General features: G+C 64.2%; 15 protein-coding genes. 9 read left to right on the top strand and 6 right to left on the bottom strand.

Features of this window, described 5'->3' with window-relative positions:
• Positions 1-39 precede the first annotated feature (39 nt).
• The 3 genes from L867_RS0102805 to L867_RS0102795 form a co-directional block, all read right to left on the bottom strand.
• A complete protein-coding gene (locus L867_RS0102805) occupies positions 40-285 on the bottom strand; it encodes a hypothetical protein (RefSeq protein ID WP_028735474.1) in 246 nt (81 codons plus the stop codon).
• Positions 286-386: 101 nt separating this feature from the next.
• Positions 387-635, bottom strand: coding sequence for a hypothetical protein (locus L867_RS0102800; RefSeq protein ID WP_028735473.1), 249 nt, complete (start codon positions 633-635; stop codon positions 387-389).
• Positions 636-734: 99 nt separating this feature from the next.
• Complete coding sequence (locus L867_RS0102795; protein WP_028735472.1) at positions 735-980, bottom strand: hypothetical protein; 246 nt, start codon at positions 978-980, stop codon at positions 735-737.
• Positions 981-1,338: 358 nt separating this feature from the next.
• Between L867_RS0102795 and L867_RS0102790 the strand changes: the two genes are divergently transcribed.
• Positions 1,339-2,043 carry a TetR/AcrR family transcriptional regulator gene (locus L867_RS0102790; protein WP_028735471.1) on the top strand — a complete coding sequence of 235 codons (705 nt, stop codon included), beginning with the start codon at positions 1,339-1,341 and terminating at the stop codon, positions 2,041-2,043.
• Between the two features lie 14 nt (positions 2,044-2,057).
• The gene (gene ilvC / locus L867_RS0102785; protein WP_028735470.1) at positions 2,058-3,077 is read left to right on the top strand and encodes a ketol-acid reductoisomerase; all 1,020 of its coding nucleotides are present in this window, start codon (positions 2,058-2,060) and stop codon (positions 3,075-3,077) included.
• 137 nt (positions 3,078-3,214) lie between these two features.
• Here the strand turns inward: ilvC and L867_RS26285 are convergent, their stop codons facing one another.
• Positions 3,215-4,423: a GGDEF domain-containing protein gene (locus tag L867_RS26285; RefSeq protein WP_051438774.1), complete on the bottom strand. Its 1,209-nt coding sequence runs from the start codon at positions 4,421-4,423 to the stop codon at positions 3,215-3,217.
• Between the two features lie 276 nt (positions 4,424-4,699).
• On the opposite strand from L867_RS26285, the gene L867_RS0102775 reads away from it, so the two are divergent.
• Positions 4,700-5,923: an aminotransferase-like domain-containing protein gene (locus tag L867_RS0102775; protein WP_028735469.1), complete on the top strand. Its 1,224-nt coding sequence runs from the start codon at positions 4,700-4,702 to the stop codon at positions 5,921-5,923.
• Positions 5,924-6,023: 100 nt separating this feature from the next.
• On the opposite strand, the gene L867_RS0102770 is transcribed toward L867_RS0102775, so the two are convergent.
• Positions 6,024-7,925, bottom strand: a complete 1,902-nt coding sequence (locus L867_RS0102770; protein ID WP_028735468.1) for a CASTOR/POLLUX-related putative ion channel — start codon at positions 7,923-7,925, stop codon at positions 6,024-6,026.
• Between the two features lie 263 nt (positions 7,926-8,188).
• Between L867_RS0102770 and L867_RS0102765 the strand changes: the two genes are divergently transcribed.
• The 3 genes from L867_RS0102765 to L867_RS0102755 are packed head-to-tail and all read left to right on the top strand — an operon-like array spanning position 8,189 to position 11,892.
• Positions 8,189-9,169: an ABC transporter substrate-binding protein gene (locus L867_RS0102765; RefSeq protein ID WP_028735467.1), complete on the top strand. Its 981-nt coding sequence runs from the start codon at positions 8,189-8,191 to the stop codon at positions 9,167-9,169.
• Between the two features lie 12 nt (positions 9,170-9,181).
• Positions 9,182-10,876: an ABC transporter permease gene (locus L867_RS0102760; protein ID WP_028735466.1), complete on the top strand. Its 1,695-nt coding sequence runs from the start codon at positions 9,182-9,184 to the stop codon at positions 10,874-10,876.
• Positions 10,864-11,892 carry an ABC transporter ATP-binding protein gene (locus tag L867_RS0102755; protein WP_028735465.1) on the top strand — a complete coding sequence of 343 codons (1,029 nt, stop codon included), beginning with the start codon at positions 10,864-10,866 and terminating at the stop codon, positions 11,890-11,892. The genes L867_RS0102760 and L867_RS0102755 overlap by 13 nt, the downstream gene beginning before the upstream one ends.
• 39 nt (positions 11,893-11,931) lie before the next feature.
• Here L867_RS0102755 and L867_RS0102750 read toward each other — a convergent pair whose 3' ends face one another.
• Positions 11,932-12,309, bottom strand: coding sequence for a DUF4189 domain-containing protein (locus L867_RS0102750; RefSeq protein WP_028735464.1), 378 nt, complete (start codon positions 12,307-12,309; stop codon positions 11,932-11,934).
• A gap of 209 nt (positions 12,310-12,518) precedes the next feature.
• On the opposite strand from L867_RS0102750, the gene L867_RS0102745 reads away from it, so the two are divergent.
• The 3 genes from L867_RS0102745 to L867_RS0102735 are packed head-to-tail and all read left to right on the top strand — an operon-like array spanning position 12,519 to position 15,423.
• Positions 12,519-13,133 carry a TetR/AcrR family transcriptional regulator gene (locus L867_RS0102745; protein ID WP_037172358.1) on the top strand — a complete coding sequence of 205 codons (615 nt, stop codon included), beginning with the start codon at positions 12,519-12,521 and terminating at the stop codon, positions 13,131-13,133.
• The gene (locus L867_RS0102740) at positions 13,130-14,293 is read left to right on the top strand and encodes an efflux RND transporter periplasmic adaptor subunit (protein ID WP_028735462.1); all 1,164 of its coding nucleotides are present in this window, start codon (positions 13,130-13,132) and stop codon (positions 14,291-14,293) included. Before L867_RS0102745 ends, L867_RS0102740 begins: the two co-directional genes overlap by 4 nt.
• On the top strand, positions 14,290-15,423 hold the full coding sequence (locus tag L867_RS0102735) for an ABC transporter permease (protein ID WP_028735461.1): 1,134 nt from the start codon (positions 14,290-14,292) through the stop codon (positions 15,421-15,423). The genes L867_RS0102740 and L867_RS0102735 overlap by 4 nt, the downstream gene beginning before the upstream one ends.
• Positions 15,424-15,425: the final 2 nt, after the last annotated feature.

Below are 15,425 nucleotides of genomic sequence, written 5' to 3'. Positions count from 1 at the left end.
CTTGCGCTTCGGGGCCTGTTCTTGTTGCTGGCCGGGCGTTCAGTCGTCGTTGGCGACGGTGCGCGAGACAAGCGAAACGGTGCGGTCGGCGTTGACCTGGTATACTTCACGGACCTCGTTGCCGTTGGGACCGTAGAAGACGTGGAAGAAGTTGGAGCCGGCCGGTGCCTTTTCGAGCTGGGCCTGGTGGCCGCCATAGGTGATTGAGCCCGGGATCGGCTGGAGGGCGAAGGCGGCCGGTGCTGCGACGAGGGTAGCGAGCGCTGCTGCGATTGCGATTTTCATGGGATGTCTCCTTGTTTGCATTTTCTGATGGCGTGATCGCGCACCAGTTCTTCTTGAGGTTGTGCTGATGAGGGCGGGGTGTCCTCAGCTGGGGCGGATGGTCAGTCGTTGTTGGCGACGGCGCGCGACACCAGCGAGACTGTGCGGTCGGAATTGACCTGGTAGACTTCACGGACTTCGTTGCCGTTCGGGCTGTAGAAGACGTGGAAGAAGTTCGAACCGACCGGGGCCTTTTCGAGCTGGGCCTGATGGTCGCCGTAGGTGATGGAGCCCGGGATCGGCTGAAGCGCGAAGGCCGACGATGCGCCGACGAGCGTTGCGAGAAGGGCGGTTGCTGCAATGGTCTTCATGGGATGTCTCCTTGATTTCATTTCCTGATGGCATAGCTACTCATCAGGTCTTCGTTAGGTTGTGGAGCTGAGGGCGGGGGTCCTCAGCGGGAGCAGGGGTCAGTCGTTATTGGCGACGGTGCGCGCCACCAGCGAGACGGTGCGGTCGGCATTGACCTGGTAGACTTCACGGACTTCCTCGCCATACGGGCCGTAGAAGACATGGAAGAAGTTGGAGCCGGCCGGTGCCTTTTCGAGCTGGGCCTGGTGGCCGCCATAGGTGATGGAGCCCGGGATCGGCTGGAGGGCGAAGGCGGCCGGTGCTGCGACGAGGGTGGCGAGCGCTGCTGCGATTGCGATTTTCATGATCAAATTCCTTTTGCACTCTGTGTTGTTTGGGTCGAACTGTGTGGTTCGATGAACATGATTTGCGCCTCTTCTTCGCTCATTGCAAGAGTTGATTGCGCACAATCGAACCATACGGTTCTACCCCTTGCAAAGCGAAAATTGGCGATTATGCGGTGAATAATGCTATTAAAAACAAATGGATGAGTGTTGCTTGTGGTGGTCATTCCAGGCGCGTAAATAGTTATGGGACATTACGTTCAAATAAATGTGATGCCCGTCGAAATCGTAACCGGAGGATCCGCACAGCGGATGTGAAGCCTCTTGACGGTCCCGAAATTTGTCCTTAAACAGAACCGTACCGTACGGTACTTGAGAGATGTCAATCGTGCAGACCGAATCCGCCCACGCCGAATTCACGCCGCGCCAAAGCGCCGTTCTCGCCGAAGCCCTGAGGCTTCTGGTGGAGGGTGGCGACAAGGCGTTGACGACGGCCGGGCTGGCGAGGGCGGCCAACTGCTCCAAGGAAAGCCTCTACAAGTGGTTCGGCGATCGCGACGGGCTGCTGTCGGCAATGATCTCCTACCAGGCGAGCAAGGTTCGTACCTTCGAGCGCCCTGGAGAGCGGCTGACGGCGGCAAGCCTCACCGAACATCTGGAAATCTTTGCCCACGACCTGCTGGACGTGCTGGCCGGCGACGTGTCGCTGGCGCTCAACCGGCTGGCGATCGGCCAGACGAATCGCGACGGCTCGAAGCTCGGCACGCTGTTGCTCGAGCGCGGCCGCCGGCAGATCGACCGGCGGGCGAGGGCGCTTCTGGACGCGGGACAACGCGACGGCCTGCTGCGATTCTCCGACGGCGAGGAAGCCTATCGGACGCTGTACGGGCTGATCGTCTCAGACATGCACGTGCGCATGCTGCTGGGCGACATGCCGCAGACAAAGAGTTTCGCTGCCCGGGCGGAGAAGGCGGTCAGTGCCTTCCTCACGCTCTACGGCACGGAAAAGGTTCTGGCCGGCCGCGACGGGGCAACCCGTTCCGGCCAGCCGGTCAATGACAGTCACCACAACCGACAAGCATAGGGAAGGAACATACAATGCGCGTCTATTACGATCGTGATGCCGATCTCAATCTCATCAAGGCCAAGAACGTCGTCATCGTCGGCTACGGCTCCCAGGGTCGCGCCCATGCGCTGAACCTCAAGGATTCGGGCGCGGCCAATGTCGCGATCGCGCTCAAGGCCGGTTCGCCGACCATCAAGAAGGCCGAAGCCGACGGCTTCAAGGTCATGACGGTTGCCGACGCCGCCAAGTGGGGCGACCTCATCATGATGGCGACCCCGGACGAACTCCAGGCCGACATCTACAAGGCCGACATCGCCGGCAATATCCGCGACGGCGCGGCCATCGCGTTTGCCCACGGCCTCAACGTTCACTTCGGCCTGATTGAGCCGAAGGCTTCGCTCGACGTCGTCATGATCGCGCCGAAGGGCCCGGGCCACACGGTTCGCGGCGAATACCAGAAGGGCGGCGGCGTTCCCTGCCTGGTTGCCGTTCACCAGAACGCCTCCGGCAATGCTCTCGAACTCGCGCTCTCCTACGCCTGCGGCGTCGGCGGCGGCCGTTCGGGCATCATCGAGACCAACTTCAAGGAAGAATGCGAAACCGACCTGTTCGGCGAGCAGGTCGTCCTCTGCGGCGGTCTGGTCGAGCTGATCCGCGCCGGCTTCGAAACCCTGGTCGAAGGCGGTTATGCGCCGGAAATGGCCTATTTCGAGTGCCTGCACGAAGTGAAGCTGATCGTCGACCTGATCTATGAAGGCGGCATCGCCAACATGAACTACTCGATCTCGAACACCGCCGAATGGGGCGAATACGTGTCCGGCCCGCGCATCATCACCGCCGAGACCAAGGCCGAGATGAAGCGGGTTCTCACCGACATCCAGACCGGCAAGTTCACCTCGGACTGGATGCAGGAATACCGCGCCGGCGGCGCCCGCTTCAAGGGCATCCGTCGCCTGAACGACAGCCACCAGATCGAGGAAGTCGGCACCAAGCTGCGCGCCATGATGCCGTGGATCGCCAAGAACCAGCTGGTCGACAAGGCCCGCAACTAAGGCAGATCCGCTTTAGCGCTACGGCGACCGCAATCAGAAGATCCCCGGTGACGAGCCGGGGATTTTTCATTGTCTGGAGAGGGTGCTCAATTGGCCCAAAGGCGGGGGAACCAGCGCCAGCGCAGTCGGCAGGGCGGTCAGGCGCGCAGGGTCGTCTCGCGCGGGAGATCGTCGGCATGGCGAACGCAGTCCCGGCCTTCGTGCTTGGCGGCATAGAGTGCTTCGTCGGCGCAGGCGATCAGCTGCTCGGCGCTGGTGATTTCGTCGGCAGACTTGCTGGCGATGCCAAGGCTTGCAGTCACCGAGGCCGGACTGCCGGGCAGGTGCGACAGGTCGACGGCGGCTATGGCCCGTCTGAGGTTCTCCGTCAGTGCGCGGGCTGCGTCCTTGCCGGTCTCCGGCAGCAGCAGGGCGAATTCCTCGCCGCCGTAACGGGCGATCACATCCGTCCCGCGGATGGTTTGCGCCATGGCCTTGCCGACGGCCGCAAGGCATCCGTCACCGGCCAGGTGGCCATGGGTGTCGTTGAAGCGCTTGAACTGGTCGACGTCGATCAGCACCAGCGAGAAAGACTGACGGCGTCGCGTGGCGCGGGCCAGCATCTCGGACAGGCTGCGGTCGAAATGCCGGCGGTTCGGCAGCCCGGTCAGCCCATCGGTCAGGGCGTGCCGCGCCAGGCGCTCATTGGCGAGCTTGAGTTCGGAGTTCGTCCTCTCCAGCTGGTTCAGCAGTGTGTTCTTTTCGCTTTCCGCCTGCATCTGCGCCAGCCGGAGCTGGATCAGCCGGCGGATATAGGCGATCTGGAACAGCACGAAGAGAACGCAGATCGGCACGATCAGCAGATCGCCGTGCGCCACCGTGACGCCGAGCAGCATGGCGAGCATGAGGCCTGATTGCGTGAGGGCGGGAAGCGGCGCCATGTAGGCCCGCGCGGAGGCCGATTGCACCATGACGCAGCCGACGGTGAGGATGGTGACGCGTGCATCCGGCGTCGCATCGATCAGCAGCAGGCTGAGAGACAGGCCCCACAGGAGGCCGGAGCCTGAGGCGGTGAACCAGAAGACCAGCAGCCAGCGGTCGAGCGTGTCGGCGAGGTCGCGCCGTCGATAGGCCAGCTTGGCAATGGCCCTGGCGACCAACTGCACCGCGAGCGCCAGCACGCACCATCCGAGATATTGCGGATCGCCCAACAGGTAGGTGTTCAGCGCCGTCAGAAGAATGGCGATCGCCGCCGTCACGTGTGGCCACATGTCGAAAAGATCATCGAGCATCGACCAGCCATGGCGATCGGATCCGTATTCCCGGCCGACCGCGGACTGGAGGAGGTAATGAAATGGAACCGACATCAGGCCAATGCTCTGTTTTGTATGGCGTCACGCTAATGCAGAATGTTTAAGCAAATCCTTTCTGCGCCGGGGTTCTGGCACTTGTGTCTCCACTTTACGTTACGTGAGTCCCCTTTAAGTCGAATCGTGCGCAGGGCCTGTATCTGGCGTACGATAATTTCGGCCAAGCCAGACCAAACATGCAAAATCTTGCGAAGCATGATAGGTCAGCATTGTTGACATATCGCCTTTTATGTGGTCCTTTTCATCATCATAAAAAACTACGAGGAAACCCCTGTGCTGAATTGGGACCATATCTTTGCGACGCGCTCGTCGCGCATGCGCGCTTCCGAAATCCGCGAGCTGCTGAAGCTTCTGGAACGGCCGGACATCATCTCCTTTGCCGGCGGCATTCCCGACCCGGCACTCTTTCCCGACCAGGAATTCAAGGCGGCCTATGCCGACATCTTCAGCGGCGACCAGGTGACGGCCGCGCTGCAGTATTCGGTCAGCGAGGGCTACAAGCCGCTGCGCGAATGGCTGAAGGGCGAGATGGAGAAGATCGGCGTCGCCTGCACGGCCGACAACATCTTCATCACCTCGGGCTCGCAGCAGGCACTCGACTATCTCGGCAAGCTGTTCCTGTCGCCCAAGGATACGGCGCTGGTCAGCTGGCCGACCTATCTCGGCGCGCTTCAGGCCTTCAACGCCTATGAGCCGAACTACGACCAGCTGACGCTCGGCAACCGGACACCGGAAAGCTACAAGGCGACCGCCGAAAACCTCGGCGGCGAGGTCAAGTTCGCCTATCTGTCTGCCGATTTCTGCAATCCGACCGGCGAGACTGTCGACCGGGCCACGCGCGAACGGCTGCTGAAGCTCGCCGAGGAACTTGACATCGCCATCATCGAGGACGCGGCCTACCAGTCGCTGCGCTATGACGGCGAGGCGGTGCCGCCGATCCTGGCGCTCGAAATCGCCGAGAAGGGCTCGATCGAGGATACGCGCACCATCTATTGCGGCAGCTTCTCCAAGACGCTCGCACCCGGCCTGCGCGTCGGCTTCGTCGTCGCGAACATGCCGGTCATCCGCAAGCTGGTGCTGATGAAGCAGGCCGCGGACCTGCATTCCTCGTCGATCAACCAGATCGCCATCGCCCATGTCGCGGAACGGCATTTCGATGCGCAGGTCGCCAAGATCCGCGCCGCCTACAGCGCGCGCCGCGATGCCATGCTGAAGGCGCTCGCCACCTACATGCCGGCCGGCACCACCTGGACCAAGCCGGAAGGCGGCATGTTCATCTGGGTGACGCTGCCGGAAGGGCTGGACGGCGCGGAGCTTTTGGCGCGCTCGGTCGAGACCGAGAAGGTTGCCTTCGTTCCGGGCCAGGCTTTCTTCGCCGACCGGTCGGGCACCAACACGCTGCGTCTCTCCTTCTCCTGCGCCAACGAGCAGATGATCGACGAAGGCATCAAGCGCCTCGGCCGGCTGATCGGTGGGGCCATGGCAGCCGCCGCCTGACGGTCGCCGGCACTCCTCCACCGACTATGAGAAAGGGGTCCGTCGCATCGCGCGGCGGACCCCTTTTCAATTCCCTGTCCTGCGTTGGGACGTGCGTTCCCTATTCGGTAGCCAGCACGATGACCATGTCTTCCGGGCTGTAGATCAGCATTTCCGAGCGGGACGGGTTGACCGTGACGCCGCCGAGATTACGGTGGTCGGCGTCGTCGCCGCGCTGGCGGCGATAGCCGATGGCGATCTCGCCGCGACGGAGTGCGGCGAGCGCGATGGTGAAGAAGTTCACCGGGCGATCGATCGCCACATAGTCGCTGATCGGGCGCATGTAGATTTCCGAGCCGTCCTCGTCGAGCAGTTCGGCGAAGATCGCCGCCATGAACTCGTTTTCGGAGGCCTGGGCCAGCATCAAGCTGACCAGCTTGTTGCTGACGACGAAGTCGTCGGCGCGGGTGACTTCCGCCAGCTCCCGGTTGCGCACGTCGGTCATCTCGCTGACGACATTGATGTGCAGGCCGGCGCCCTCGGCGATCTTGCGGATGTGCAGGAGGGTGATCAGGGTGCGGGTGTCGGCCGACTGCATCGTCATGTCGTCGCTGTAGCCGAGCACCAGAACGTGGTCGAAGCTCGGGATGTTCAGGCGATCGAGGGCGGCGCGGCTGCTGGTGTCGATCACATGGTGCTCGATCGTCATGTTGCCGTTCGGCAGTCGAAGACCGGCGATATCCGCCTCGAATTCCGGCGTGTCGGCGGCGATCGTCAGATGCGAGCCCGGCGTGACGTAGCGGCAGAGCTCGGTCGCGATGATCGGGCCGCGGCGGTTCCAGCCGAGCACCAGGGTGCGCTCCGGACCCACCGGGCGCTTGACCGGCGTCAGGATCGCGTCCTTGGCGAGATTGATCTCGTTGCTCCAGGTGCGGATCGAGTCGTCGTCCTCGGCGATGATCACGGCGCGCTCGCCCGGCTCGATGACGCGGTTCGGGGCCGGGTTGATGTGGATCTTGCCGTTGCGGTCGCACAGGCCGATCAGGGTACAGTTCTCATAGGCCATGACGCCGGCGGCAAACGGCTTGCCCTCCAGCGCCGGCTGTTCGATCGTGTAGATCTCGCAGCCGTCGAAATCGAGCAGTTCGGAATAGACCGCCGACAGGCCGGACTGCCGGCTGGTGTGGACGACGATGCGGGAGATCAGGTCGTCGGCCAGCACCATCTGCATTTCCTTGCCGCCGACGATGCGGGCGACGTCGGCATTGCCGGCATCGCGGATTTCGGCGGCGATCATGTACGGCTGCGGGCGGCGCTTCGGGTCGTTGACCAGGGCGAGCACCGACTTGATGACCTGCGAATCCGGGTCCTCGTCTTCCGGCGACAGCACTATGATCGAGCGGGAGTTCTGCGGATTGACGATGTCGAGGTCGTAGAGATCGGTCGGGTTGCCGCTGCGGCAGACGATCTTGGTGTTCTTGAGGTCGGCCACCTTGGTGGCGATCTCGTCTTCCATCTCGACCTTGTCCTTGTTCGCCATGATGACGATGCGCGGACGGCGGCGGCTCTGGTTGGCGATCACCAGTTCGGAAATCACGTCGAAGATCGAGGAAGACCAGTTGAGGATGATCGTGTGGTCGGATTCGAGAACCCGCGAGCGGCCCTTGCGCAGTTCGTCGAGCTTGCTCTCAAGGCCGGAGCTGATGACGCCGATCAAGGCGGAGAAGACGAAGATGCCGGCGAGCGTCACGACGAGTGCCACGAGGCGGAAGCCCCAGCCCTGGTCGCCGCCCATGGTGCCGGCGTCGAAGGTGCGCATCAGCGATTCCCAGGTGCCCTCGATGAAGCTGACGGGCTCGCCGCCCTCCGGCGCGATGCCGGTGATCGCGAGAAACGCGCCGGCAAGTGAAATCACCACCAGCGATATCAATGCCAGCCAGCCTATCAGCGCCACGGCGCCGCCGGCCATGCTCTTGTCGAACTCATAGCGCAAGCGCGCCCGCAAATTTCCGCCCGTCTTCATGTTGGTACTCTCAGCTCGTCATCAAAAATGTGGAAAATCCGCCATTGCAGGATTTGCCCGAAACTTCAATCGTGCCCTCTGGCACAAGGCGGAGGCTGACCCATAAAAGTCAAGCATTTCATGGATTATTCGAACTTGCGAGCCGTCGTCGCCGTCGCCTGCGGCGATTCAGGGGGGCGGAAACGCGGTTCTGTTGTCACATGCCTGTCAAGCGCGTGTGGTTATGCATCGGCCTCATTTGAACTACGAGGATGCTTCCCCCCATGAAAAATTTGCTTTCCGCCTTTTCCGCGCTCGTTGCCGTCGGCATTCTGGCGACCTCCGCCAACGCAGCCAATCTGGTGCTTTACACCAGCCAGCCGAACGAAGATGCGCAGGCGACCGTCGACGGCTTCATGGCCGAAAATCCCGACATCAAGGTCGACTGGGTGCGCGATGGAACGCCGAAGATCATGGCCAAGCTGATGGCCGAGATTGAAGCCGGCAGCCCGGCCGCCGACCTCCTGCTGATTGCCGACACCGTCACGCTGGAGCGCATGAAGCAGGCCGGCCAGCTTCTGGCCTACAAGTCGCCGGAAGCCGTCAACTACGACGCCAGCCTCTATGACGCCGACGGCGCCTACTACTCCACCAAGCTGATCACCACCGGCATCATGTACAATACCGCCGCCGCGATGAAGCCGACCAGCTGGGCTGATCTGGCCAAGCCGGAAGCCAAGGGCCTCGTCGCCATGCCGAGCCCGCTGACCTCGGGTGCCGCTCTCATTCACGCCCAGACGCTGGCCGGCGTGTCCAGCCTCGGCTGGGACTACTACAAGGCCCTGCAGGCCAATGGCGCGATTGCCGCTGGCGGCAACGGCGCCGTGCTGAAGTCGGTCGCCTCGGGCGAGAAGGCCTATGGCGTCGTCGTCGACTACATGCCGATCCGCGAAAAGGCCAAGGGCGCGCCGGTCGAGTTCGTCTTCCCGGAAGAGGGCGTCTCCGCTGTCACCGAGCCGGTCGCCATCCTGTCGACCACCAAAAATGCCGAAGCGGCGAAGAAGTTCGTCGACTACGTGCTGTCGGAGAAGGGCCAGGAAGGTTTCCTCAAGCTCGGCTATATCCCGGCCCGCAATGGCATGCCGGTTCCGGAAGGCTTCCCGGCCCGCGAAACCATCAAGGTCCTGCCGATCCAGGCCGCTGGCGCGCTGAAGGCCACCGAGGAAGACCTCAAGACCTTCTCCGGTATCTTCGGCACCAACTGATCGAAACGGTCAATGCCGCATTCCCTTGCCAAAGCGAACAGCCAGCCCCGCTGGCTGTTTCCTTTTGTCGTTACCTTCGTCGCCTGCCTTTGCGTTCTGCCGCTCGCCCGGCTGGTCGGGGCCGGGATTTCCTCGATTCTTTCGGGCAAGGCTCTCGCGCTCGTTCTCGAGCCGAGCGTCTGGTCGGCGGCGATCAATACGCTCACGACCTCCTTCTTCGGCATGGTCGCCGCGGTCTTGATCGGCGGGCTCTTCGCCCTGGCGCTGACGCTCGCCGACGTGCGCGGCAAGTGGCTGCTGAGCTTCCTCTTCATGCTGCCGACCATGATCCCGCCACAGGTGCAGGCGCTGGCCTGGGTCGGCATGTCCGGCCCGTCGAGCCCGCTTCTGAAGGCACTCGGCATCGCGCCGGCCATGGGAAGCCCGCAACCGCTCTATTCGGTGGGCGGCATTGCCCTGCTTTACGGCGTGCAGCATGCGCCGCTCGTTTATCTGTCGCTCAGGGCCGGCCTGCTCGCCTTGCCGCGCGACGGCATCGAGGCCGCCAAGCTCGCGGGCGCCTCGCCCTTTCGCGTGCTCAAGGACATCATCCTGCCGCTGTCGCTGCCGGGCATCATTGCCGGGGCGGCCATCGCCTTCGTCTCGGGCGTGGGTAATTTCGGCATTCCGGCGATCCTCGGCCTTCCGGCACAGATCTACACGCTGCCCACCCTCATCTATTCGCGGCTCGCGAGCTTCGGCGGCAATACCTTCGGCGACATCGCCGTGCTGTCGGCGATGATCGGCCTGATGGCGGTTGTCGGACTGCAGATCCAGGAGCGGGCGCTGAGGGGCCGCGACTACCGGGTGATCGGGCTCTCCGGCGCGTCGGCCACGTTTCGGCTCGGTCGCTGGCGTGTGGCCCTTGAAGCGTTCCTCTGGCTGCTGCTGTTCGTCATGCTGATCGCGCCCATGGCGGCGCTCGTCTCTGCCTCGCTGGTGCCGGCTTACGGCGTCGTGCTGTCGCTAAAGACCGCCTCGTTTTCCGCCTATGAGGAAATCCTGTTCCGTCAGACCGTGACGCGCACCGCTTTCGGCAATTCGATCTTCCTGGCAGGCACCACCGCTATCGGCCTGCTGGTGATCGGCGTTCTCGCCGGCTACACGCTGACGCGGGGGGCGAGCCGCTGGACGGGTCTGCTGTCGGCGATGATCGAGATCCCCTATGCGCTTCCGGGGATCGTCATCTCCGTCGCTTTCGTCCTGGTCTTCGCCGCACCCTTGCCAATGATCGGCGTGACGATCTACGGAACGATCTGGATCATCCTCGCCGCCTATTTCGCCAGCTTCCTCGCGGTCGGGCTGAAACCCGTGGTCAGCGCGCTTCGCCAGCTCGATCCGGCGCTGGAAGAGGCGGCACGGCTTTCGGGCGCGGGCTTCTACCGGCGGCTGTTCGACATCATCGTGCCGCTCATTGCACCGGCGGCCGGCGCGTCCGTCATCCTCGTCTTCCTCATCTCCTGCAACGAGCTCACCGTCTCCGCCCTTCTCTGGTCGGCCGGCACCCAGACGCTCGGCGTGGCGATCTACAATCTCGACGACAGCGGTTCCTACGATCTCGCCTCGGCGCTTTCCGTGCTGGTGGTGCTGATGGTCGTGGTGCTGATGTTGCTGCTCGAACTCATGGCGGCGAAGCTGCCGAAAGGGGTCGTCCCGTGGCGAAACTGATCCTCCACAAGCTCTGCAAGGACTACGGCACCGGCAAGCCGGCGGTGAACGACGTGTCGCTCGACATCCGCGAGGGCGGATTCTTGGCGCTGCTCGGACCGTCGGGCTGCGGCAAGACGACCGTGCTTCGGATGATCGCCGGCTTCGAGACGCCGAGCGACGGTTCGATCCTGCTTGGCGAACGGGTGCTGGCCGATGCGGGTGGGGTCATTCCGCCGGAAAAGCGCAACATGGCCATGGTGTTCCAGTCCTATGCGCTCTGGCCGCACATGACGGTCGCCGACAATGTCGGTTATCCGCTGAAGGTGCGCGGCATTTCCGGCGAACGCTACCGGGAGAAGGTGAGCGACGCGCTGAAGGCCGTGCGGCTGGAAGCCTATGCCGGGCGCCGGCCGGCGGATCTGTCCGGCGGTCAGCGGCAGCGCGTGGCGCTGGCGCGCTGCCTGGTGACGGCGCCGGACGTGGTGCTGCTTGACGAGCCGCTCGCCAATCTCGACCGGCATCTGCGCCAGGAGATGGAGGAGACGTTTCGCGAGTTCCATGCCCGTTCCGGTGCGACGATGATCTACGTCACCCATGACCAGGCGGAGGCCATGGCGCTGGCTACCGATGTGGCGGTGATGTCCGAGGGCAAGCTGTTGCAGGTTGCGGCGCCGGCCGAAATCTATGCGCGGCCGGAAGGCCGGCTCGTCGGCGGCCTGATCGGGCAGGGGGCAATCCTCACCCTTCCGGAGCGCGGCGCTGCGCGGCGCGATCTGGGTTGGGACGAGATCCTGACACGGCTGGTCGACCGGGTGCCTGGGGGAGCGCACATGGATGTGCTGGTGCGGCCGCAGGACGTCTTGCTCGGTGGCGACGGCCTTCCGGCGGAAGTCGAGGGGGTGCTCTACGAGGGCGAGCGCTATGCGCTGAGACTGACGCTCGGCGATGGCCAGAAGCTTCGGGCCTACAGCCGGGTCGCCTGCGCCAAAGGCGAGCGGGTGACGGTGAGGATCAACGCCGGCTGGCGGCTCTGAGGTCGGGGCCGGACAAGAATTTCTCTCGCTGCTTGAGGCTCAAGGGGCGCCGGAGCAGACCCAGCGGGTGACGCGGCAGCGGCCGGTATACTGGTTGCAGACGCCGATCGCCTCGAGTTCGGCGCCCCTGCGGTTGGAAGCCCAGCCGGAACCCCAGCCGCCGTTCTGACCGACGGCGAGCGCCCCGCAGGCATTCTTGAACCAGATCGCGACGCGGCAGTCGCGGGCGCGGCCGGAACATTCGCGCAAGGCGCGACGCTCGGCGTCGGCGCGGGTGGAGAAGGAGTTCGACCAGCCGTCGGCGCGGGTGGAGGGCGAATAGGCGATTGCTCCGTAGCTGTCGGCGACCGCCAGGGCCGGAGCCAGGGTCGTGAAGGCGATGGCCAGAACGGCAAGGAATGAATAGGCACGGCGCATGCAGAACTCCCCCGGTCATGCTGATGTCCAATCATAGGATGATGACGGGCGGGGTTGGAAGGACGTTTTTTGGGTTGCCTGTCCGTCGGCCCTTGCCACGTCGTTCGATCTTGCGGGTCTCCTTGTGCCGACCCGTTCCGGGGCGGATCGTTGACAGAAGAGGGTCGAGGGCGTAGTTAGTTTGTAATAACTAACTACGGAGCCGCATGATGGCACGAAAATCGGCGGAAGACCGCAAGGCGGAGATATTGGCGACCGCGCTGCGGTTGGCGGACGAACTGGGACCCGACCGGCTGACGACCAATGCCGTTGCGCAGGCCGTTGGCCTGACGCAGCCCGGGATCTTTCGTCATTTTCCGACCAAGCAGGTCCTTTGGCAGGCGGTCGCGGCGGACATCAGCGACAGGCTGAAGGTGGCGTGGGACGAGGCGCTTGCCTCCAGCGCCACGCCGGAAGGCAGGATCGCGGCGCTGGTTCGGGCGCAATTGAATCTCATCGAAGCCAATCCCGCCATTCCCGCGATCCTGTTTTCCCGCGAGCTGCGGGTCGAAAACGATGCGCTTCGCCAGGCCTTCGTCGGCTTGATGACGACGTTCCACGGCATCCTCGCCGGCGAGCTGGCGCGTGCGCGGAAAGCCGGCACCGTTCGCCCGGATCTCGATCCGGCCGATGGCGCGGTGCTGCTGATCTCGCTCGTCCAGGGCCTGGCGATGCGCTGGTCGCTGGGTGCGCGCGGATTTGCCCTGCAGCCGGAGGGCGTGCGGCTGCTGGCCGTGCAGATGGCTTTGTTTACCGGATCGACGACAGAGGAGAAGCAGTCATGACGGGCGGAAAGATCAGGATCCTTCTGGTGGCCGTGGCGGTCATCGCGGCAATTGCTCTTGCCTATGTGTTTCTCACCAAACGGCCGATTGCCGTACCGGTTGCGGCGATCGAGCGGAATGTCGCGGTGAGACTGTATGGGCTCGGCACGGTCGAGGCGCGGATCGTGTCGAAGATCGGCTTCGAGGTCGGTGGTGCGCTGGCCGATCTCTCGGTCGACAGCGGAGATGTCGTGACGGGCGGTCAGGTTCTGGCGCGCCTGCATCGGGATGCGCAACAGGCACGGGTGGCCCGTGCGCAAGCGGCGATCGCCGCGGCGGCTGCGAACACCCGCAAGGCGGAGGCCAATGTCGAGAAGGCCCGGGCGGTGCTTGCGCAACGCCAGGCGGACGACACGCGCCAGCAGGAACTGGCCGGCCGAAACGCGATCTCTCGCCAGACTGCCGAGGAGGCGAAGCGCGACGTCGAGGTTGCAGCCGCTGAACTCACCGTTGCGCAGACGGAGGTGGATGTCTTCAGATCGCAGGAGGTCGATGCTCGTGCGGCGCTGGATTACGAAACCGCCGTGCTCAATCAGCATGCTCTGGAGGCACCCTTCGACGCCGTGGTCGTCGCGCGTCACGCCGAAGCAGGCGCCGTGGTGCGGGCCGGTGATGCGATCTACACGCTCATGGACCCGAAGACCGTGTGGACGCTGGCCTATGTCGACGAGGAACGCGCCGGCGCACTGGCGGTCGGCCAGGCCGCCGAGGTCCGGCTGCGGTCCATGCCGCATGAGGTCTATACCGGCACGGTGGCGCGGATCGGCATCGAGAGCGATCGCGCCAACGAGGAGCGCCGCGTCTGGATTACCTGCGATAAGTGTCCGCCGCAGGCCTTTCTCGGGGAACAGGCCGAGGTGCGGATCACGGTCGACCAGTTGGCGGAGGCGCTGCTGGTGCCGGAGGCGGCGATCAGCGGCTTCGACGGCCATCAGGGGCGGGTGTTCGTCGTCATGGACGGCAGGCTTGCGCAGGTGCCGGTGACGTTCGGCCACCGCACGGAAGATGCCCGCGTCGAGATCGTCGCAGGCTTGCCGGAGGGCGCCCGCGTCGTCACGGCCGCCGCCAAGGGGCTTGTCGAGGGACGTGCGGCGCGCATCCTCGAGGAGGCGAGGCCATGAACCTTGCCTATCGCGATGTCCGCCACAACCTGTTTCGCTTCGTGCTCACCTGTCTCGGCCTCAGCCTGCTGATGGCGGTGGTGCTGGCGATGATGGGGATCTACAACGGCCTCGTGGCCGATGCGCTGAACATCGTCCGGGCGCCGAAGGCCGATCTCTGGGTGGTGGAAGCGGGTCGGCAGGGACCTTTCGCCGAATCCTCCAAGATCCCCGGCGAGACGCGCGATGCCGTGGCGCGCCTGTACGGGGTGAGCGATGCCGGCAGCATCACCTACCAGACCGTCGAGGCATCCTTTGCCGGCAAGACGCTTCGGCTCTACATCATCGGCTACGAGCGCGGCCACCCCGGCGGCCCGGCGGTGGTCGTCGAGGGACGCGGCATCGGGCAGAGCCATTTCGAGGCGGTCGCGGATCGCAAGTCAGGGCTGGTGATCGGTGACCGGATCGCGCTCGGTCGCAACCGTTTCGAAGTCGTCGGACTTGTCGAGGATGCGATGAACTCCGGCGGCGATCCCGTGCTCTATGTCACGCTATCCGATGCGCAGACGCTGCAATCGCAGCTCGCACCGCCGGCCGCCCGGGTGCAGTCGGCCCGAGGCGCGACGGGCGAGAGCGGGGATACGGTGGCTGCCGTCATCGCCCGGGTCGATGCCAATGCCGATGTCGATGCGGTGGCGCGCACCGTGCGCCAGTGGAAACACCTTTCGGCCATGACGCAGGCCGAACAGGAAGACCTGCTGGTCCGCTCCGTCGTCGACCGGGCGCGCCGGCAGATCGGCCTGTTTCTCAGTATCCTTTTGACGGTGTCGGCCGTCGTCATCGCGCTGATCATCTACACCATGACCATGGAAAAGCTGAAGCAGATCGCGACGCTGAAGCTGATCGGCGCGCCCGACCGCACCATCATCGGGCTGATCGTCCAGCAATCGATCGCCCTCGGCGCTGTCGGCTGGGGTTTCGGCCTGATGCTGATCCTGTTGATCAAGGACTATTTCCCCCGCCGCGTCCTGCTGGAGCCGATCAATGCGGTGGCTCTTGCCGGCATCATCCTGGTGGTCTGCATTTTGGCAAGCGGGCTCGGTATCCGGGCTGCGCTCAAGGTCGATCCCGCGACCGCGATCGGAGGCTGACA

Origin of the sequence: Paenirhizobium selenitireducens ATCC BAA-1503, from assembly GCF_000518785.1 — a bacterium.
Lineage (GTDB): Bacteria > Pseudomonadota > Alphaproteobacteria > Rhizobiales > Rhizobiaceae > Allorhizobium > Allorhizobium selenitireducens.
This window is presented reverse-complemented; position numbering and strand designations above follow the sequence as displayed.